The organism is Jeotgalicoccus sp. WY2, assembly GCF_018437745.1.
In the GTDB taxonomy this organism is placed as follows: domain Bacteria; phylum Bacillota; class Bacilli; order Staphylococcales; family Salinicoccaceae; genus Jeotgalicoccus; species Jeotgalicoccus psychrophilus.
Map to the genome: position 1 here is coordinate 531,280 of NZ_CP049818.1, position 21,164 is coordinate 552,443.

Genomic DNA, 21,164 nt, shown 5'->3' on the forward strand with positions numbered 1-21,164 from the left:
TTCATCTACTCCTTTAAAGTGTAGCCAATACCCGTCTTAGTCTGCACGGCATCTGTCAGACCAATCGATTCAAGTTTTTTACGAAGCCGGTTAACGTTAACTGTCAGCGTATTATCGCTAATAAATTTCGAGTCATCCCAAAGAGACTCAATAATTTCAGTTCTCGATACCGTGTCCCCGGTGTTTTGTGCAAGAATCGACAGAATATATGATTCATTTTTAGTCAGTTCCATGCTGTCATTTTATCGTTACAGTCAGCTTTTTAAAATCAAATACCGCATCTCTGAATTTAAAGACGTCGATTTCCTTATGCTGATACTCGTACGTTCTTCTGAGAAGCGCCTGCACTTTCGCATTCAGCACTTCAAAGTTAAACGGCTTCTGCACGTAATCATCAGCCCCCATCTGCATACTCATTATCATATCTGCAGGATGGTCTCTCGATGACAGAAAAATAATCGGTACACTGGAAACATTTCTGATCATGCGACACCAGTAAAAACCATCGTATTTTGGCAGAGTAATGTCGACAATAACGAGTTCAGGCGTGTGCCTGATAAAATCATTCATCACATCGTTAAAATCCGTCACTCCATATGCCTCGATATCCCACTCTTTAAAACGTGCTGCCAGTTCATCCATCAGTACCGGATCATCTTCAATTATAAGTAATTTCATTTTAAAACTCCTTATCGTTTCCTAAAGGGCATCATTTTTAAATACGTAAAGTTGCGCCAGATCCATTCGAGCGGTCCGTAGCTGAAGTACTTCATCCATAAATGACTTAATATCAGCTGCAGGATAAAGCCCCCGGTGGCAATTGGAATAAACCAAACTGCATCAATACTGTTAAACAGTCCGAACACGTAAAATATTACGAGCATAATTACCGTCTGACCAATATAGTTCGTCAGCGCCATCTGGCCCACCGGCTGCAGCAGGCTCACCAATTTAGGCAGTTTCAGTAAAAGTAACGCAAATGCTGCAACATAGCCCAGTGACATCAGCGGACCGCCGATTGTACTGGACAGCTGTGAAAGCTGAACATATACATCATCGTGTGACCGGTATGTTGTTAAGTATCCTGTAAATATTTTTACCGGCAAGCCTATTCCAATACCGATAACTGCCGTTTTTCTCAGCAGGTTTGTATGCTGTCTTAAATTTGTAAAGTAACCTTTTTGTCCCGCATACAGGCCGATTAAAAACATTGCGAGTATATTCGGCACTACAAAAACAGCACCCGCAGCAGACATTCCTAAAACAGTTGCGTTCATATTAATAATGTCGCCATATGTACCATTTAAAATTGTCTCTGTCATATTCAGTGAAAAGTAAAAACCTTCCGATTCCAGACCGCTTCCTGCGGACACTGCATTCATCATGTATACTGCAGCTGAAGCTAGAATGACCATGATTGATGTAATAATCAAGAGAACGGCCGCAATGATTAAATTCGTTCTCGGTTTAAATTTGTACGCTATCAGCAGAAACAGTCCCGTAACTGCATACGTCCATAAAATATCTCCGTACCACAGTATAATTCCGTGCAATAAACCAAACACGAGAAGCAGTCCGAGTCTTCTTAAAAACAAAGCAGACGTCGACTGGTTTTTCTTTTGGGCACGCGATAAAAATATAAAGAATCCAAGGCCGAATAAAAATGAAAACATCGTGTAAAAATTCGTCGTGATAAATATATTTATAAAGAATAATGATAACTCATTCCAGAATCCGGTATAAATCTCACTCCGTGTGCCTGAAAAACTGTCATCGAGATCCGGGCCGGCAAATGACATGATATTCATCATCAATATACCGAGCAATGCAAATCCGCGGATGCCGTCAATCTCAAGAACTCTTTTGTTAAACTCTATCGGATTATTCTCTCCCATAATTCATCCTCCATTTACAACAAGTATACTTGTAAGGAAGATAAAATAAAACTGATGATTCAATTGGTCAGTTACATGCGGCCGATAATCTGTTTTCGACCGCATGTACACTGCCAACCCAAAATAAAAAGCCCGAAAATCTTATTTTAAGATTTCCGGGCTGCCGTACTAGAACTGCATGAATGATGGCGGTTCACCTGTAACATATGAATATATATAGTAGAAACAAATACCGATGACCGGTACAACTATTACTACAAATAAAAACAATTTTAAAAACTTCGTCAGTATTTTATATAAAATCATGATGCCGATAATTATCAGTGCACCATACAGTATGTTCTGCCATGTATAATCCAGAATATAAAATCCAGTGTAATTAATAACAAAAATCGATGCGACGCTGGCTAAAACTATCATTACTAAACGCATTAACACATTAACCGCTCCCTCTTATCGTCATTTAATTATAATGGATTCCTTCTATTATTCAAAGAGTTTACACAGTCTGCGGTTTAATTTGTGTTGCAGCAATTAATCCGCAAAGTACAATAACAAAGCCGAGCCATGGCCCGTAGCTGATATCAAAGTTACTGATAAACAGTCCGCCGATTACAGCGCCGATACCGATTCCTAAGTTCAGTGCTGACATATTCCAGCTGAAGACATTCGAGCTTGAGCCTTCAACATTCTCAACAAGTCCGCCCTGCACTGCAGGTGAAGTTGCCCACTGGAACAAGCTCCAGGCAAACATGTTGATGTAGAACAATACTGGTGTGCCGTAAAGGAAAGGCATGATAAACAAACTGACAAGGAAAATGACATCATTATCATAACGGTTTTCTTCGGACCGATTTTATCGACTAAGTTACCGCCTAGATACGTTCCTGTCATACCGCCGATTCCCGTAATTAATAAAGCGAGCGAGACGTTTTCAAGTGTAAATCCGTGAGACGTCATCAGCGGAGATATATAACCGAGAATAATATAGTTACCGATTAACACAGCAAGTGTCACCGTAATATAAAGTGCAACGTTTTTTCTCGATTTAACTTTACTCTTTTGCACGCCGGCAGGTGTATGGTCAACAAGCGCTTCGGAACGTACAAACATCATTATGCCAAGTCCGACTAAAATTGCGATTACAATAACGATTGCGAAGATCACTCTCCAGCCAAACTGTGCGCCGATAATCGTTCCGATTGGAATTCCAAACACGTTTGCCGCGCTGAATCCCATATAGACAAGTGCAAGCATTTTTCCGCGGATATGCGGTTCTGACAGGACAACTGTCATATCAAGTATTTTAACGATAAAGACCGCTGCCGCCATCGCCGTAATAACACGGCCGAGTGACAGTATTAAGAACGAGTTGGCAAGTCCGAAGACCACGTTACCGATTATAAACACTATCAGTGAAAGCAGCACGACAATTTTTGTCGGCATGTTTTCAGTTAAGCGTATTAATATCGGACCGAACAAAGCAAACTGACTGCGTAAACAGTAATCAGCTGTCCGGTTAAAGCGTGGCTGATACCAAGGTCATTACTCATTAATTCCAGAATTCCGGAAACGATCAGTTCCATCATTCCGAGCAGGAAAATCCCCACTGTAAAGGTAATAATTAATTTTTTATTCATATGTATTCCTCGCATTTAATATAATATAGTTTAAAAAGGCAACCTGATTATTATACAATAAAGTAGAAATGTTTCAAATGACTTTCTGTCTTTAATTAACTTATGAGGTGTAAATATGAAGAAATTAATGTTTTTAGTGCCGTTTATCGTACTGTTACTCAGTGCATGCAGCAGTGAATCTAAAGAAAACTATACGCAGATGCTCGGTGCTTTTGAGCGAAACGATAAAGAACTGAATACGATGCTCAATGAACAGCAGAAAACATTAGCAGTGAATCGAACCGGGAAAAGCTTTAAAAAGTATAAATGAAGATATTATTCCCAGAGTTACTGACTTTCGCCAGACAATTAACAACTATACATTGAGCGATGAGCAGCATGTTGAAGTACAAGAAGCGATGATTGATTATTTAAATGAAGTTGAAGATTTAATGGAACTGTACAGCAAATTTAATGAAGAGTTCTTTTTTGTTAATCCTCTGGGTGATGACTCCATCGATGACCAGCTAAACAGCAGCCTGGATAAAATCAGTACACAAGAAGAAGATATGGAAAAGGCAAAAGATAATGTCCATCAGTTAATTGGAGACAATGAAGCAGAATAGTGTTCAGATAAAAATCTCCGCAGATTATTAAATCTGCGGAGATTTTTTTAACAGAATCGTTCTGTAAAGTTACGCGAAGCAATTCCTTCTGTAAATTCTTTACCGTATTTTAAATTTAAAGCTTCTATTAAATTACCGTACTGTCCTGCGTCTTCCAGCCCTTCAACAAATTCCGTTATACCGTCGAAGTCTGAACCGAGACCGATATGTCTCTCTCCGCCAAGTTCGATAATTTTATCGATATGAAGCATTACATCATCTAACGTTACTTTGCCTTCTCCGATAAACGGCGGGCAGAAGACGATTAATCATTCCGCCTTTATTGATCAATTTAATTATTGTTCGTCGTGCAGGTTTCTTGCATGATTATGAATTCTGGCATTTGAGTGGCTCGCAAAAACGAGTTTGCCGTGCTCTATAACATCTTCAATCCCTCAACATTTAAATGACTGACGTCGATCAGCACATTATTTTTGTTACATTCTTCTATAACCTTCAAGCCGAATTCACTTAGGCCGGTGCCTCGTTTTTCTCCTACACCGTCAGCAACCAGGTTGCCGTTATTCCACACGAGTCCAAGCGATAAAACCCCAAGTCTGAATAAGGTTCTCAGCTTCATTAAATCATTGCCGAAAGCGTCTGATCCTTCCAGCGTCAGCACTGCGCCGAATTCATGCTCTTTTAATTTTTGAATATCCGACAGCTGTTTAATATGCACCATGTTTTTCATCGTTAGCACTTCCTCGTAAAATGCATCGATCTGTTCAAGTGCATGCTGCCATTTTTCATTATCCGGTATGCCGGGAGATATGAATACTGCATAGAATTGTACTTTGACGTTCCCTTCAATTCTCCGCTCCATATTTGTATCAAGTTCTTTAGAATTTAAATAATTCAGCTGACGATTCTGTTGAAAATAACTGTGTGTCCGACGCGCATCACCTTGCAGTTTTAATAATGCATCACAATGTGTATCAATAATATTCATAAATATCTCCCCTTTTCATTCTAATTCTATTATAATAGAATTTAATACATATGAAAACGTTTTCCACTTTACTATTCATTATCTCGTATAATTATTTAGTACATTCATATTAAAATCCACAATAAAAAAGAGGGTATATTATGTCGCGTTTTCCTACATTTTTAAAGTTCTTTATCCCTTCAGTAATCGGTATGTTCATGTTCCTTATACCGCTGAAGATCGAGAGAAACTACTGTTCCTGTTGCCTTTCTCGCTAACACAATTATAGAATTCATTACTATTGAAACGATTACACTGCTAACAGTTATAACAATTGTAATCTCTGCAGTGTTCAGTATATATACAGCTGGTTAGTTAAATCCGGTTCAGGCTTTATGCATGACGTATTTAATACATCAAACTTCTGGGTTGTTCTCAGAACAGTCGGTGTTTTCGCATCGCAGTACTTGCGTATACGCAAGTTGGACCGGAAATGATTACTTCTGCGAATACCGGTGCAATGATTTTAAATGATTTGCAGCCGACATTATTCACAGTATTCATTATTGCAGGTTTCTTCCTGCCGCTTCTGTTAAATTACGGGCTGCTTGAATTTATCGGCACGCTGTTTTCTAAAGTGATGCGCCCGCTGTTCACTCTGCCGGGCCGTTCTACTGTTGATAACCTTGCATCATGGGTCGGCGACGGTACTGTCGGTGTTATTTTAACGAGTAAACAGTATGAAGACGGTTTTTACTCAAAACGTGAAGCGAGCGTTATCGCTTCAACATTCTCAGTTGTTTCTATTACATTTACGATTGTTATTCTCGATTTAATCGGTTTAATGAATATGTTCGGACAATTTTACTTAACTATTATCGTGGCCGGTGTTGCAGCAGCATTAATTATGCCGCGCATCCCGCCTTTATCCAAAATCGAAGACACGTATTACAATGATGCTTCTGAACTCGAAGAAACAATTCCTGCCGGCCATAACCCATTTTCATGGGGGTATAAGAAAGCAATGGACAAGGCTGAACATTCGCCAGGCATCCTTTCTCTAATTAAAGAAGGTATTAAAACAGTATTCGATACATGGTTTGGCGTACTGCCGGTTGTTATGGCAATTGGTACACTGGGTACCATTCTTGCAGAATACACACCAATCTTTTCTTGGCTCGGTATGCCATTCGTTCCGCTCTTAGAGATGATTGGAATTCCGGAAGCTCAGGCAATGAGTGAAACAATCTTTATCGGTTTCACTGATATGTTCTTACCAGCAATCCTGATTGAAAATGTACAGAGTGATATGACCCGCTTTATCGTTGGTGCGCTGAGCATTACACAGCTCATTTACCTTTCTGAAGTCGGCGGTGTTATTCTCGGTTCGAAGATTCCCCTTGGAATCGGCAAGCTTTTTGTAATTTTCTTATTGAGAACTGTGATTACTTTACCAATCATTATCGTTGCAGCATTCCTTATTTTCTAATATGTGAAAAGTCCTTTGGAAATTTAAATTCCAGAGGACTTTTTCTATAAATTTTAAGGTGGGAGTCGCCGCCGGACTGGCATGACAGGGTTTCATATGTATCCGGGGCTCGCGGGACTGGCGTGACAGGGTTTCATATGTACCCGGACCCCGCCGGACTGGCATGACAGGGTTTCATATGTATCCGGGACTCGCGGGACTGGCGTGACAGGGTTTCATATGTACCCGGGGCTCGCCGGACTGGCATGACAAGATCTCATATGTATCCGAGGCTCGCCGGACTGGCATGACAGGGTCATATGTATCCGGGACTGGCGTGACAGGGTTTCATATGTATCCGGGGCTCACCGAACTGTTCAAAATCAAAAATCAGCAGCAGAATCTCAATAATTCTGCTGCTGATTTACTAACTTATTTATAATTAACAATTGTATTTTTTCTTGCCGCGGCGGAATACAGTAAACTCACCGTTAATTTTGTCTTCTTCAGTGATTTCATGGTTTACTTCCTGCATTCTTTCACCATTAATATAGATTGCGCCGTTCCCGATATCTTCGCGTGCCTGGCGTTTGATGGTGATACATTCGCACTAACAAGTACATTAACAAGCGTATTATCTTCAGCGTCAACTTCTGCCGACGGCGCATCTTTCAATGCATCTTTAATTTGTGCAGCATCAAGCGATTTAATATCTCCGCTGAACAATGCTTCTGTTACTTTTTTAGCTTCTTCCAGTCCTTCTGAACCGTGAATAAATTCAGTAATTTCATCTGCAAGACGTTTTTGTGCTTTTCTGAGATGCGGTTCTTCAGCAACTGATACAGTTAGTTCCTCAATTTCATCGCGTTCAACAAACGTAAATAATTTAAGGAACTTAATTACATCTTCGTCTCTCTGGTTGAGCCAGAACTGAAAATTCGTACGGTGAAGTACGTTTTTTGTCGAGCCAGATGTTGCCAGATTCAGTTTTACCGAATTTCTTGCCGTCCGCTTTGGTAATCAGCGGAATTGTCAGTCCTTCAGAGTTTGTAGTACCGTACATTCTGCGCATTAATTCAAGACCGCTTGTAATGTTCCCCCACTGGTCAGAACCGCCGATTTGGATTCTGACATCAAACTCTTTGTTTAAATGTCCGAAATCGATTGCCTGTAAAATAGTGTATGTGAATTCAGTGTATGAAATACCTGTTTCAAGACGTGATTGAATCGCGTCTTTCGACAGCATGTAGTTCAATCCAACATGTTTGCCGTAATCTCGTAAAAATGAAATTAAGCTGATTTCTTTCAGCCAGTTTGTTGTTTACGAGCACTGCTGCATTATCGTCACTGAAATCAAAAATTCTTTCCATCTGGCCTTTTATCGCGTCGACGTTCTGATCCACTTCATCTTCAGAGAGCAGTTTGCGTTCGTCCGCTTTAAATGAAGGGTCACCAATCATTCCTGTGCCCCCGCCGATTAATACTACCGGACGATGACCGTATTGCTGGAAACGGCGCATTGTTAAAAATGGTACTAAGTGGCCGATATGAAGACTGTCCGCCGTCGGGTCCGCCCCGCAGTACAGCGAAATTTTTTCCTGTTCGAGCATATCGTTAATCTTTTCTTCGTCAGTCATCTGATACACAATACCGCGGTATTGCAGGTCTTCCAATAATGTAGTCATAATTTCCTCCAGTAATATTATTTTAATGAATAAAAAAACACCCATACTTATACAGTATGGGTGCGTTACACGGTACCACCAAACAATTTATCTCTAAATTAGAATGTACGTCATCTATTACGATCTGAACTTTTAGTATGAGTGTATTCGTATAATTATCATCACCCGCTCGCACCATCCGCCGGCTCTCTGAATCAAATAACAGTACTACTTCTCTCATCGTTCAAATTATTCATTAAATTTTAAACAAGTATATTATCAGGATGATAAAATGTCAAGTTTACATCCTGCAGCCCAGTCTAATTGTTTTGACTTTTATACGTTTTGATATACGATTACATGGTTGAATTACAATATGTTTACACGGGCTTTTATCACTATGAGTGCGATAAGAACATATGATATAATCTTTTTAATAGGAGGTTGGCATGGATAAGAAAAATGACTTTATTGATAATATAAAAAGATGTTCTCCCGCAAAGATCCTGACAAAAAGAAAGACAAAGTTCACGGAGCAAATGCTAAGGACAAATATCATAATACAGTCGCCCGCTTTAAAAAAGCAGGTTCCCCTCTCAGGGTGTCATTCTTCACAGCATATGACACTATATGGAATGTAGTTTTTTTTTACTTTTAGCATTCACCCTGCTTGGGATATTCCTTTTCAGCATCGGCCTCGGTTACTTTGCAGCACTAGTCTCAGATGAAGAAGTGCTTGCTGAAGAAGAAATTTTAACCGATCTTACCGAAATGACTGAAAGTACGACTGTATCATTCGGCTCCGGCGAAGTACTCGGAACATTGAGATCCGACTTAATCCGGGAAACTGTCGATTATGAAAACATCTCTGAAAACGTCATGGATGCATTAATCTCAACTGAGGATGAACACTTTTATGAACATAACGGTGTCGTTCCAAAAGCATTCATGCGCGCATCCCTGCAGCAGGTTGCAGGCGGCGATGAAAGTTCAGGGGGAAGTACCATTACAGCAGCTGGTGAAAAACCAGATGCTTACTAACGACCCGACATTCGACCGTAAAGCAACAGAGCTTCTGCTCGCATTCAGAGTCGAAAATATCATGTCCAAAGAAGAAATTATGCAAGCATACTTAAATGCAGTATCGTTTGGGCGTAATGCCAACGGGCAAAATATCGCTGGTATTGAATCAGCAGCCCAAGGTGTTTTCGGCAAGCCGGCAGCAGATTTAAATATTGCTGAAAGTGCATTTTTGGCTGGCCTGCCGCAAAATCCTTACGCATACACACCATTTAATCAGGACGGTACAATGAAAGAACCTGAATTGCTCGAGGCAGGTAAGAACCGCCAGGAATTCGTCCTTTCAAGAATGCTGAGGTGCAATTACCGAGGAAGAACATGATCAGGCACTTCAATACAACATCTATGACAATATGGCATCAAGTGTTGTTGTACCAAACCAGAACTATCCGTTCCTGACAGATGAAGTGGAACGTCGCGGTGTGGAAATTATTAAATATATCCTCGCCGAAGGAAGGCATCAGCCGTGAAGATGTTAATTCAACGCCTCTGCTCAATCAGGAGTACACTCAAAAAGCGAATGAAGCAATGCGTAATGAGGGTTATCAGATTGAAACGACAATCGATAAAACGATTTACGATACGATGCAGGACACAAAAAATAACAACTTTACCTACTACGGCCAGCGCAGCAGTCTGGATGCACTAAACGCGACTGAAGGCGAAGAAGAAGAAATACTCAATCACGAAGTCGGCATGGTTCTAAAAGATAATAGCACTGGTAAAATACTTGGTTTTGTCGGCGGACGCAACTATGATGAATCCGAAGTTAACCATGCAACCCAGACAAAACGCCAGGCAGGTTCAACGATGAAGCCGCTGAGCACATTTGCTCCGGCAATCGATCAGGGCTTAATCGTACCAGATACAGTATTACTTGATAAAGAGTTCAACGATAACGGTTATGAGCCAAGTAACTACTCTACTGAAGAATACGGCTTAGTATCTGCGAAACACGCACTCAGCAACTCATATAATTTAAGTACTTTAAGATTGTGGTCTGAAGTTAAAAACCATAATCCGGGACAGTATTTAGAACAGATGAATCTGAATGTATCGGACGAACTGTTAAGCACAGCTTCACTGCCGCTCGGTTCGAACGACGTATCGGTTGTAGAAAACGTCGATGCATTTTCTACGTTCGGCAACGAAGGTGAAATGACAGAGAGCTATATGATTGAATCAATTACTGATCCAAGCGGTGAAGTAGTTTATGAACAGCAGCAGGATCCAACAAGAGTGTTTAAAGATTCAACATCATTCTTAATGGCTGACATGCTGAAAGAATCATTTGTTACCGGTTCTGTTTATCACATTAAAGATTACTATGACTCAGTACAGGGTGTTTACGACTGGTCAGCGAAAACCGGTACATCCGAGCGTTTCGTCGATTCATGGATGGTCGGCTTTAACCCGAAAGTTACTTTAGGTATATGGATGGGTTACGACCGTAACATTCCCCAGGTCTACGACACAGACGATGAACAGTACTATCACCTGTACAACTGGAGAAATATGGCGCAGGCATTAACAAACGTTGCACCTGAACAACTCGGTGCCTACGAAGAATTCCAGCAACCATCATCAGTCAGAGAAGAAGAATTCTGTGCACTGACAATGGAACTGAAAGATGACTGCTCAAGCAGTATGGACAAACCGATTAAGGGATTAATCGCAGAAGATACACAGTTCTCGAACAAGAGTTCACTAAGTGATCCTGCAATCCAGGCGCGTATGGGCGCAGCGGTTGACAGCGGCCTTTCAAACAGTGATTTAAGAGGACGTGTCACGCGGACGTATGATGACACATATACAGTCGGCGGCAGATCATCAAGAAGCAGCTCATCAGATGACGATGACGACGATGATGATGATGATGATGATTAATTAAGTGAAATTGAAATGGACACCTCCACTTTGAGTGGGGGTGTTTTTTTGTAATGAATTTTATTGTGACTGACACTGTCCGATAAACTGATTTGTCGGACAATGTAAAGTTCTCACATGCTAAATTGGCCCACCAGATGACGATAATATCGGTAATTCCTCTCCAAAATTCATCCAATACAAAAAAGCCCAAAATCCGGAGATTTTGGGCTTTCTCTATATAGGTTCTAGAATAATCCAGTTGAAGACCCGTCAGCATTTACGTCCATTTTGACAGCTGAAGGAACTTTAGGAAGTCCAGGCATCGTCATGATATCACCAGTAAGTGCAACAACGAATCCTGCACCTGCTTTAGCAATAACTTCACTAACGCTTACTCTGAATCCTGTCGGACGTCCTAATTTTTTAGGGTCGTCTGATAATGAGTACTGAGTCTTAGCCATACACACCGGGAAGTTGCCCCAGCCGTTAGCTTCGATATCAGCAATTTGTTTTTTAGCTTTAGCTGAGAAATCAACACCGTCTCCGCCGTATACTTCTGTAACGATTTTCTCGATTTTGTCAGCAATTGGCAGTTCATCTTCGTACAGGTGTTTGAAGTCGTTTCCGGCTTCAACTGCTGCTAATACTTCATTAGCTAAGTCAACGCCGCCTTCTCCGCCTTTTTCCCATACTTGTGTTAATGCAACGCGAACGCCCTGATCTTTACACCAGTCAAGAACGAAATCTCTTTCTTCGTCAGTGTCAGTTACAAAGTCGTTTAACGCGATTACCGGTTCAACGCCGAATTTACGAGCGTTCTCGATGTGTTTACCTAAGTTAACAACGCCATCTTTAAGAGCGTCAACGTTAGCTTCGCCTAAATCAGCTTTAGCTACTCCGCCGTTCATCTTAAGTGCACGAATTGTTGCTACTAAAACGATAGCATCTGGCTTGAATCCGCCCATGCGTGCTTTAATATCCATGAATTTTTCCGCTCCAAGGTCAGAACCGAAACCTGATTCAGTTACAACAATATCAGCAAGCTGTCTTGCAGTGTTTGTTGCAATGATTGAGTTACATCCGTGAGCAATGTTAGCGAATGGTCCACCGTGAATTAATGCAGGTGTACCTTCCATAGTTTGTACTAAGTTAGGTTTGATAGCTTCTTTAAGAAGAAGTGCTAGTGCACCTTGAACTTCAAGCTCCCCAACTGTTACTGGTTTTTTATCGTAAGTATAACCGAATACAATTTTAGCTAATTTTCTTTAAGATCCATGATGTCGTTTGATAAACATAAAACAGCCATGATTTCACTCGCAACTGTAATATCAAATCCATCTTCACGCGGAACCCCTCTTGTAGGTCCGCCTAAACCGACAACGACTTGACGAAGTGCACGGTCATTCATGTCGATAACGCGTTTCCAGGATACACGGCGCGGGTCAATGTTTAACGCATTTCCCTGGTGAATGTGGTTATCAATGAATGCACTCAATGCATTATTTGCTGTAGTAATTGCGTGTAGATCACCATTAAAGTGTAAGTTGATTTCTTCCATCGGTAATACTTGTGCATGGCCTCCGCCTGTTGCTCCGCCTTTAACACCCATAACAGGTCCTAGTGAAGGTTCACGTAAAGCGACCATTATTTTACCAATTTTATTAAAAGCATCACTTAACCCAACAGTTACTGTTGATTTCCCTTCACCTGCAGGTGTCGGGTTCATAGCGGATACAAGAACGATTTTAGAATCTTCCTTGTTTCCTTCAAGTTGGTGGATGTCTACTTTTGCCTTGTATTTACCATACATTTCTAACGCTTCTTCAGGGATTCCTGCTTTTTTAGCAATATCCTGAATTGGTTGTATTGAGGCTTTAGACGCAATCTCTTGGTCAGTCAAATGTGCCATCTTCTCAGCTCCTAAATATAATTTGCAGTTGTAAAACGATTTCACAACTTCATAATCATTATGACATAAAAAAAGAATACAGGCCATTATAAACGGCCTGTATTTCCTAATCTATTTAAATTTTATGATAATTTGTAAACTTAATCATCGTCCATAGATGATAAATCGCCCGCCGGTAAATCGAGTTCCCATGCTTTAAGCACGCGTCTCATAATTTTACCGCTGCGTGTTTTCGGCAGACTGTCTTTAAATTCGATTTCTCTAGGTGCTGCGTGCGCCGCGAGTCCGTTCTTCACGAATACCCGAATTTCTTCTTTAAGCTCATCAGTCGGCTCGTAACCGTCTCTTAAAGCGATAAACGCCTTAACAATCTCACCGCGCACAGGATCAGGCTTACCGATAACTCCCGCTTCCTGCACTGCTTCATGTTCTACCAGTTTCGACTCGATTTCAAATGGTCCGACGCGTTCGCCCGCTGTCATAATGACATCGACCCGGCCCTGGAACCAGAAATAGCCCTCTTCATCCTGGTAGGCGGAATCTCCGGAAATATACCAGTCGCCAATAAAGTAAGAATCGTACTTCGGTTTATTCTTCCATATTTCACGCATCATTGCCGGCCAGCCTGTTTTCATTGCAAGGTTACCCATGCGGTTCGGCGGCAGTTCATTACCCTGATCATCGATGATTGTTGCTTCGACACCCGGCAGCGGTTTACCCATCGAACCGCCTTTAATATCCATGGACGGGAAATTCACAATCATATGTGCACCTGTTTCAGTCATCCACCACGTATCGTGAATGCGCAGATTAAATACTTCCATCCCCCACTTAACTACTTCAGGGTTTAACGGTTCACCAACAGACAGAATATGTCTAAGTGCTGATAAGTCGTATTTTTCAACAGCGTTGTCACTGCTGCCCATCAGCATTCTGAATGCTGTCGGTGCACTGTACCAAATCGTTACTTTCAGTTCTTCAAGCGCTCCATACCATGATTCAGCAGAAAATCTGCCACCGACGATAACATTCGTCGCACGGTTCAGCCACGGTGCAAATATGCCGTATGAAGTTCCTGTGACCCAGCCCGGGTCAGCTGTACACCAGTACACATCGTCTTCTTTTAAATCGAGTACATTTACCTGAAATATACTGCTGCACCATTGCATACTGTGCATGCAGCACGCCTTTAGGCTGACCTGTTGAACCACTTGTGTAATGTAAGATCAGTCCATCTTCTTTACCCAGCCATTCAATTTCAAACTCTGAAGAAGCATTATTAAATTCCTCGTTAAATTAATATAACGCTCATCAACGTCATCACCTGCGACAACTACATTTTTAAGTCCGGCAGCTCATCAACCGGAATTCTCGGCAGCAGTTCAGGCGTTGTAATAATTGTTGTTGCTTCACTGTCTTCCATACGGTCTTTTACTGCTTTTTCCATAAATGCTTCAAACAGCGGTCCTACTACGGCACCGATTTTCAGTGCACCGAGCAGTGCAAAATAAGTTCAGGCGACCGTGCCATAAAGATAAATACGCGGTCTCCTTTTTTAACACCCGCATTCTTTAAAACATTTGCTGCTTTATTTGAGTTCTCTTTCATTTCTTTAAAAGTAAACGACTGAATATTATCTTCCAGTTTGTAATGAAGCGCAATCTTATCTCCATATCCCTCGTCCACATGCTTATCAATAGCTTCATAAGCCATATTTACTTTTCCAGTTTCATACCATGAAAATTCCTTTTCAATATCTTCCCATGAGAAATTTTCTTTTGCCGTTTCGTAATTCGGCATGTTTGCATGTTGATCTGTTGCTTCGTAAAGTTCTACTTTCATTCTTAACGACACCCCTTATTTGTAATTATGATTTCGCTTTCATATGCCTATTATATTGAAAGACAGTTCAGAATTCTATGAAAAAGACTGATTTCATTTTTTCTTTATTTTTTATGAAATAAAATCGCTTTCACTTAGTATAATTTCACTATTATATAATGATAATGAATTTATTTTTCATCATTTAATTACTTTTAAAAGGGGTGTTCCATTGAGGCATCAAACACACTTTTAAAACTGAAACAAAACTGAGACGGACACCGTCATTATAGAAGGTCCTGTTGACAGCGATATTTTGAAAACATATACATTTGACGATAATTTAACTGCATTCAGACGTCCTAAAGAACAATTTCAGGCGCTGATTGAAATCGCAGAACTTCCTGAAGGAAGAATTATTGTCAGTCATATAAATAAACATATTGTCGGCTACATTATATTCTTCATCCCGATCCGCTTGAGCGCTGGTCGGACGGTCATTCATTCATTATGGAACTCGGCGCAGTAGAAGTTGCACTGCCCTACCGGAGTTACGGCCTTGCCGGAAAAATGCTTGAACTATCAACATATGATGATTTTATCGAAAATTATATAATTATTACGACGGAATATTACTGGCACTGGGATTTAAAAAACAGCGGTCTCGACGTCTACGACTAAAAAACTGATGATTCGTTTAATGCAGCGTGCGGATTATGAAGTGTTTCAGACGAATGATCCTGAAATTACCGGCCACCCCGCCAATACACTGATGGCCCGTATAGGAAAAAATATTAATGATAACAGATGCAGCAGTTTGATGAAATACGTTTTAAAAACCGATTTTTAATTTAACGAGGGGTGCGATTGCATATGCTAGTAGAAAGAATTATGACTTCTCCCGTGGAGACACTCCACGTCAACGATACGATTCACGAGGCAATGAATCTGATGAGTCGCCTGTCGATTCGCCATATTCCGATCGTCGATGATGATAATAATTTAGCAGGGATTATTTCAGATAAAGACGTGAATCTCGCGCTGCCGTCCATCGCGAGTAAAGATGCAGATCTGTCACTGGATCTAGAACTTGGTAAAATTATGCGCCAGCAGGTCACGACCTGCCACCCGCTCGACTTTGTCGAAGAAATTGCGAAAGATTTTTATCATTTTGCGATCGGGGCAATTCCAGTTATGCGCGGTAAAAAATCGTCGGCATCGTCACCCAGAAAGATATGCTCAATACATTTCTTGAACTGACTGGAATTAAAGAACCCGGCTCTATTATTGAAATTGATATTAAAGACCGCATGGGTGTAATTTGATATCGGCAAAGTGTTTAAAGACCTGAATATTAAAATTGTCAGCATTTCAATTTATCCGAACGCTGTTAAAAAAGACCATAAATTATCGTCCTCCGCATCGATGCAATGAATCCGTTAATTGCTATAGAAAAACTAAAAGAATCCGGGTTTAATGTACTGGATCCGAGCGAGATGTCGTAATGAAACCCCTGTATGTTTATAATGATGAACTGCTTAAATACCGGTTTAATGATACTCATCCTTTTAATCAGATGCGCTTAAAATTAACAACGGATTTATTAACGGATGCCGGATTTTTAAATGATGAGGATATTATTAAACCGCGGATTGCGACTGATGAGGAACTTTCACTCGTCCATTCTCCTGATTACATCGAGGCAGTGCGGGCAGCGGGACAAGATAAACTGTCGGCAGAAGAACTGGCAAAATACGGACTGGATTCGGAAGATACACCGAGCTTTAAAAATATGCATGAAAAATGCGCCGCACTCGTCGGAGCAACATTGACTGCAGTAGATCTGGTCATGTCGGGCGAAACCGATAAGGCGCTGAGCCTAGCCGGCGGACTGCATCACGGATTCAGCGGTAAAGCGAGCGGATTTTGCGTCTATAATGATACTGCGATTGCCTGTGAATACATTGCACAGAAATACGGCAAGAAAGTGTTGTATATCGATACAGACGCTCACCACGGAGACGGTGTACAATGGACGTTTTATAACCGTAATGACATCTTGACGTACTCGATACATGAAACAGGCCGATATTTATTCCCGGGCACAGGCAGTGCCACAGAGCGCGGCATAGAAGAAGGTTTCGGCTATACTGTAAATCTGCCGATTGATGCATTTACAGAAGATGAATCGTTTTTAGAAGTATTTAAAACGAGTCTTGAAGGGGTGATACAATCATTCGAACCTGACGTTATTCTAAGTCAAAATGGCGTTGACGCCCACTTCAGGGATCCGATGACCCATCTGTCTCTGACATCAAAATCCTATGAAGAAATTCCCCGCTTCGTGCGCGAGATGGCAGATAAGTATACTGCCGGAAAATGGATTGCGGTCGGGGGCGGAGGCTATAACATCTGGCAGGTCGTCCCGCGCATGTGGAGTCAGATATGGCTTGCAATGAAACAAATCGATGCACCGTCAGGATACTTGCCGGAAGAATTTATCGATAAATACAAAGAACAATGTAAAGTCGATTTCCCCGTACTTTGGGAAGATACACTTGAAGACTTTACAGAAATTCCGCGCAGAGTTGAAATATCAGAAAAAATAAAAGTACGCTTGAGCGTATTATAATGTATTTAGAACAGTAAGTGGAAATTGCAGCTGTATGGACTCTGTTAAATCAACATTGTCTATAAAACCCATAAAACACAAAACCGGAGGACCTGTCTCATTAATGAGACAGGTCCTCCGGTTTTTTATTACTTATCTTGTTGTCGTGCGGTAGTCAATGCTATATGGAAGTTCTACTGATTTAGAGTCTACTGCTTCTTCATTCATCAGTTTAGTCAGTAATCTCATTCCTACTGCACCAAGATCATACAATGGTACTGCGATGCTCGAGATTTTCGGTCTTACCATCGTCACGAGTCTTGTGTTTGAACAGCTGACAATTTGCAGGCGCTGCGGCATTGCCACACCGTGTTCATGTCCGCCGTGAAGTATGCCAATTGCTGCTTCATCGCTGATAACAATTACCGCATCACGGTCTGTATCGAGCAGTTTGCCGAATATTTCTTTACCTCTTTCGTAATCTCCAGCTTCTTCTGTTGTTAAATAGTCGTCACCGTTCAGTCCAGCTTCAGCATATGCTTTTTTCATGCCCTCGATCATGCGTGATTCCTGGAAGCGTGAATATCCTGCTGTAACGAAGCAGATGTTTTTAGTGCCGTCAGCAATTAATTTCGCTGAAACTTCTTTTGCTGCTTCATAGTAATTGATATTAACGTTCGGAATATCATTGTCCTCTTCGCCTGATCCGCATACAACGACCGGTACTTTAGAATTTTCTATATCCTGCAGCACTTCACTATCCAGTTTTCCGCCAAGGAAATAATGCCGTCAACCTGCTTGCTTACAAGGTTTAAAAAGGCATTGCGTTCTTTCTTTGGATCCTGATCTGTGTTTGTAATAATAATTTGATAATTATACATTTCTGCGATGTCTTCAAGTCCTCGCGCCAATGCTGAATAATAAAGGTCTGAAATGTCCGGAATTATCACGCCGACTGTTGTCGTTTTCTTGCTTGCAAGTCCTCTTGCTACCGCATTCGGCCGATAGTTTAATCTATCTATAACATCTTTAACTTTTTTTCTTGTTTCAGGTTTGACGTTTGGATTACCATTTAAGACTCTAGAAACTGTTGCCATTGAGACTTTTGCTTCTCTAGCCACATCATATATAGTAACTGTCATAATATCCCTCCGAGTCTAATGTGAAAATGTAAACGTTTTAATTAATAATACCAAATTTTAGCCCTCAATGGTACTGCATATGTAACAATATTATAACAAAAAAATTCAGTCACATGGAAGTGACTGAACTATTTATCCGATTTTTTTGGTCCTGAGCCGGATTTCTCAGCATATTTAGACATATCGACTACATTCGGTCGCTGCAGATTATCATCCGCTGCTTCTTCTCTAATCGCCTGCTGCTGAATATGAACTGCTGTTTCATCGAGTTTTTTCACTCTTGATTTTTCATCCATTTCAGCTTTTTTGTCTTTAACCATCTGTTTTACGTCGCTGACTTTGTCATCGAGCTTTGCTGACATTGAAGGTCCGTCGTGCTGGTCATTGACCATTGAATCCTGGACTTTTTTAATGTCATCTCTTAAAGCATCGCCTGATTTAGGAGCGATAAACAGCCCGCCTACAACGCCGACGAATAAACCAAGTGCGAGGCCGACCGTAAAATCACGGCCCGTTGATGTTTCAATTTGAGCATCATAACTCTCGACACCTTTTACATGTCTGTCTCTGTTATACGTTTCCATGATCTAACCTCCAAACAGGATCAATCATTGAGCTGTTATAAATTCTCTGACTGTCCGTCCACATTAACTTTATTGTAAGCTCTGTTGCGCTGCTGCTGTCTGACCTGCCATTTGTCTGCAATTTCCATTGCAACGTTTGACCACTGTACAACCTGTGAAATTTTCTCTTCATTTTGAGAGATGTTATGCGTAACAGAATTCGTCACACGGTCGACAGAATCATTTAAGTTAGTTACAGAATAACCAACACCCTGTACTGCATCTACTACAGCATTAAGTTTTTCAGATTTACCTTGAATATCTTCAACTAAACGATTTGATTTGTGCAGAAGATCTGTTGACTCACGCGTAATCCCCTGAATTTGACCATCCAGTCCATCTAATGTGCTGGCTACATGATCCAGGTTTTTCTTAACCGAGAACAGTACTACTGCAATTGCGATACATAATACTAAAAATGCAATCGCGGCAACACCCGCGGCAATATATAATACTATTTGCCAATCCATTTTAACGCCTCCAATATTTCTTTTCTGTATTCTTAATTATCATAACCTAATTCACAATGATATAAACATTTATTTTGTAATACTTTTTGTATTTTTAAGATAGTAATTCCGTGAAACGCTTCTCATATTTCTGGATATCGCCTGCACCCATAAATATAATTACGCCGTCAGCATGTTTATCGAGGCGTTCAAGGTCAGCTTCTGTTAACAGTTCTGCTCCCGGTATTAAATCCACAAGATCTTTACTCGATAAAGTTCCGCTCTTTTCACGCGCCGAACCGAAAATATCTACGATATACGCTTTATCGGATGTTGACAGCACATCTGCAAATTCCTGTAGGAATTTTTCTGTACGCGAGAATGTATGCGGCTGGAACACCGAAATAATTTCTCGTTTCGGATATTTCTTACGCGCTGTTTCAAGCGTCGCGTCGATTTCCTTCGGATGGTGCGCATAGTCATCGACGATAACCATGTTATGAAGTTTAGTTTCAGAGAAACGGCGTTTTACGCCTTTATAATTTAAGAATGATTCCTTAATCAGCTCAATGTCCAGTTTCTCCAAGTAACATACACCAATAACTGCCAGTGAATTTAATACGAGATGATCGCCGAACATCGGGATTTTAAAAGTGTCGAAATGCTCACCTTTAATATCCACATCAAATGAAGTGCCGTTTTCAGTCACTTTAATATTTTTCGCGACAATATCATCATCGCTGTCAATACCGTAAGTCAGCATCGCCGGCACCTGATTTTTAATGTCATCAATATGCGGATCATTGCCGTATGCAATGATGCATTTTTTAACCTGTGAAGCCATTTCTTTAAACGCATCCACTACATCTGAAATATCATTAAAGTAGTCAGGGTGATCAAAATCTATATTTGTAATGATTGCATAGTCCGGATAATAGCTCAGGAAATGACGCTTATATTCACAAGATTCAAACGTAAAATATTTGCTTTCAGGCATGCCGAAACCAGTGCCGTCTCCGATAAGATACGTCGTATCGACATCCCCGTTCATCACGTGCGCAAGAAGACCTGTCGTCGACGTTTTACCGTGTGAACCGGTTACCCCGATTGAAATATAATTGCTCATAAATTCTGCTAAAAATACATGATAGCGGATGACTTCAAAGCCCATTTCATTTGCTTTTTTTATTTCCGGATGGTCATCTTTAAATGCATTTCCAGCAATGTATGTCATGCCTTCAATGATATTATCTTCGGAAAAGGGTAATATTTTTATCCCTTTTTTACGCAGAGGACCTTCTGTAAATACTTCGTTTTCAATATCAGAACCCTGCACTTCATGACCAATGTCAAAGAGAACCTGAGCAAGAGCGCTCATTCCCGCACCCTTTATTCCGATAAAATGATATTTCTTCACGATT

The 21,164-nt window shown here is 40.8% G+C and carries 16 protein-coding genes and 7 pseudogenes; 8 read left to right on the forward strand and 15 right to left on the reverse strand.

Annotation, left to right across the window (positions count from 1 at the left end):
- Nucleotides 1–5 precede the first annotated feature (5 nt).
- The 6 genes and pseudogenes from G4D76_RS03020 to G4D76_RS14420 all read right to left on the reverse strand — a co-directional run bounded on the left by G4D76_RS03020 (nt 6) and on the right by G4D76_RS14420 (nt 3,535).
- Nucleotides 6–678 (reverse strand): annotated as a pseudogene (locus G4D76_RS03020) (response regulator transcription factor).
- Between the two features lie 11 nt (nt 679–689).
- Nucleotides 690–1,895 (reverse strand): DUF418 domain-containing protein, encoded by a 1,206-nt coding sequence (locus G4D76_RS03025; RefSeq protein ID WP_250130144.1) that lies wholly within the window; start codon nt 1,893–1,895, stop codon nt 690–692.
- A 168-nt stretch (nt 1,896–2,063) separates the two neighbouring features.
- The gene (locus G4D76_RS03030; RefSeq protein ID WP_026859661.1) at nt 2,064–2,333 is read right to left on the reverse strand and encodes a hypothetical protein; all 270 of its coding nucleotides are present in this window, start codon (nt 2,331–2,333) and stop codon (nt 2,064–2,066) included.
- A gap of 61 nt (nt 2,334–2,394) precedes the next feature.
- On the reverse strand, nt 2,395–2,547 hold the full coding sequence (locus G4D76_RS14415; protein ID WP_250130145.1) for a hypothetical protein: 153 nt from the start codon (nt 2,545–2,547) through the stop codon (nt 2,395–2,397).
- On the reverse strand, nt 2,535–3,377 hold the full coding sequence (locus G4D76_RS03035) for an MFS transporter (protein WP_250130146.1): 843 nt from the start codon (nt 3,375–3,377) through the stop codon (nt 2,535–2,537). Before G4D76_RS03035 ends, G4D76_RS14415 begins: the two co-directional genes overlap by 13 nt.
- Complete coding sequence (locus G4D76_RS14420; protein WP_250130147.1) at nt 3,359–3,535, reverse strand: hypothetical protein; 177 nt, start codon at nt 3,533–3,535, stop codon at nt 3,359–3,361. The genes G4D76_RS03035 and G4D76_RS14420 overlap by 19 nt, the downstream gene beginning before the upstream one ends.
- A 115-nt stretch (nt 3,536–3,650) precedes the next feature.
- Here G4D76_RS14420 and G4D76_RS03040 point away from each other — a divergent pair, with 115 nt between their 5' ends.
- Both G4D76_RS03040 and G4D76_RS03045 read left to right on the forward strand, forming a co-directional pair.
- Nucleotides 3,651–3,845: a hypothetical protein gene (locus G4D76_RS03040; RefSeq protein WP_213810511.1), complete on the forward strand. Its 195-nt coding sequence runs from the start codon at nt 3,651–3,653 to the stop codon at nt 3,843–3,845.
- 88 nt (nt 3,846–3,933) lie between these two features.
- Complete coding sequence (locus G4D76_RS03045) at nt 3,934–4,140, forward strand: hypothetical protein (protein ID WP_213810512.1); 207 nt, start codon at nt 3,934–3,936, stop codon at nt 4,138–4,140.
- A gap of 47 nt (nt 4,141–4,187) precedes the next feature.
- Here G4D76_RS03045 and G4D76_RS16555 read toward each other — a convergent pair whose 3' ends face one another.
- On the reverse strand, nt 4,188–4,391 hold the full coding sequence (locus G4D76_RS16555; protein WP_371814565.1) for a membrane dipeptidase: 204 nt from the start codon (nt 4,389–4,391) through the stop codon (nt 4,188–4,190).
- Nucleotides 4,392–4,555: 164 nt separating this feature from the next.
- Nucleotides 4,556–5,128 carry a dipeptidase gene (locus G4D76_RS16560; protein WP_371814566.1) on the reverse strand — a complete coding sequence of 191 codons (573 nt, stop codon included), beginning with the start codon at nt 5,126–5,128 and terminating at the stop codon, nt 4,556–4,558.
- A 472-nt stretch (nt 5,129–5,600) separates the two neighbouring features.
- Here G4D76_RS16560 and G4D76_RS03055 point away from each other — a divergent pair, with 472 nt between their 5' ends.
- Nucleotides 5,601–6,596 carry a YjiH family protein gene (locus G4D76_RS03055; protein ID WP_250130148.1) on the forward strand — a complete coding sequence of 332 codons (996 nt, stop codon included), beginning with the start codon at nt 5,601–5,603 and terminating at the stop codon, nt 6,594–6,596.
- Between the two features lie 411 nt (nt 6,597–7,007).
- Here the strand turns inward: G4D76_RS03055 and tyrS are convergent.
- Nucleotides 7,008–8,263 (reverse strand): annotated as a pseudogene (gene tyrS, locus G4D76_RS03060) (tyrosine--tRNA ligase).
- A gap of 747 nt (nt 8,264–9,010) precedes the next feature.
- Here tyrS and G4D76_RS14425 point away from each other — a divergent pair.
- Both G4D76_RS14425 and G4D76_RS14430 read left to right on the forward strand, forming a co-directional pair.
- Nucleotides 9,011–9,641 (forward strand): annotated as a pseudogene (locus G4D76_RS14425) (transglycosylase domain-containing protein).
- 98 nt (nt 9,642–9,739) lie between these two features.
- A complete protein-coding gene (locus G4D76_RS14430) occupies nt 9,740–11,206 on the forward strand; it encodes a transglycosylase domain-containing protein (protein WP_250130149.1) in 1,467 nt (488 codons plus the stop codon).
- A gap of 227 nt (nt 11,207–11,433) precedes the next feature.
- Here the strand turns inward: G4D76_RS14430 and G4D76_RS03070 are convergent.
- Together G4D76_RS03070 and acsA are read right to left on the reverse strand one after the other, a co-directional pair.
- A pseudogene (locus G4D76_RS03070) lies at nt 11,434–13,097 on the reverse strand (formate--tetrahydrofolate ligase).
- 140 nt (nt 13,098–13,237) lie between these two features.
- Nucleotides 13,238–14,939: pseudogene (acsA, locus tag G4D76_RS03075) on the reverse strand (acetate--CoA ligase).
- A 265-nt stretch (nt 14,940–15,204) separates the two neighbouring features.
- Here acsA and G4D76_RS03080 point away from each other — a divergent pair.
- The 3 genes and pseudogenes from G4D76_RS03080 (at nt 15,205) to G4D76_RS03090 (ending at nt 17,550) form a co-directional block, all read left to right on the forward strand.
- Nucleotides 15,205–15,773 (forward strand): annotated as a pseudogene (locus tag G4D76_RS03080) (N-acetyltransferase).
- 18 nt (nt 15,774–15,791) lie between these two features.
- A complete protein-coding gene (locus tag G4D76_RS14435; RefSeq protein WP_250130150.1) occupies nt 15,792–16,178 on the forward strand; it encodes a CBS domain-containing protein in 387 nt (128 codons plus the stop codon).
- Between the two features lie 244 nt (nt 16,179–16,422).
- Entirely contained in the window at nt 16,423–17,550 is a 1,128-nt protein-coding gene (locus G4D76_RS03090; protein WP_213810513.1) for an acetoin utilization protein AcuC, read from the forward strand.
- 132 nt (nt 17,551–17,682) lie between these two features.
- Here the strand turns inward: G4D76_RS03090 and ccpA are convergent.
- The 4 genes and pseudogenes from ccpA to murC all read right to left on the reverse strand — a co-directional run bounded on the left by ccpA (nt 17,683) and on the right by murC (nt 21,160).
- Nucleotides 17,683–18,671 (reverse strand): annotated as a pseudogene (gene ccpA / locus G4D76_RS03095) (catabolite control protein A).
- A 128-nt stretch (nt 18,672–18,799) separates the two neighbouring features.
- Nucleotides 18,800–19,255, reverse strand: coding sequence for a YtxH domain-containing protein (locus tag G4D76_RS03100; RefSeq protein WP_026859647.1), 456 nt, complete (start codon nt 19,253–19,255; stop codon nt 18,800–18,802).
- Nucleotides 19,256–19,290: 35 nt separating this feature from the next.
- Nucleotides 19,291–19,764, reverse strand: a complete 474-nt coding sequence (locus G4D76_RS03105) for a DUF948 domain-containing protein (RefSeq protein ID WP_051239043.1) — start codon at nt 19,762–19,764, stop codon at nt 19,291–19,293.
- Between the two features lie 94 nt (nt 19,765–19,858).
- A complete protein-coding gene (gene murC, locus G4D76_RS03110; RefSeq protein ID WP_026859646.1) occupies nt 19,859–21,160 on the reverse strand; it encodes a UDP-N-acetylmuramate--L-alanine ligase in 1,302 nt (433 codons plus the stop codon).
- Nucleotides 21,161–21,164 lie beyond the last annotated feature (4 nt).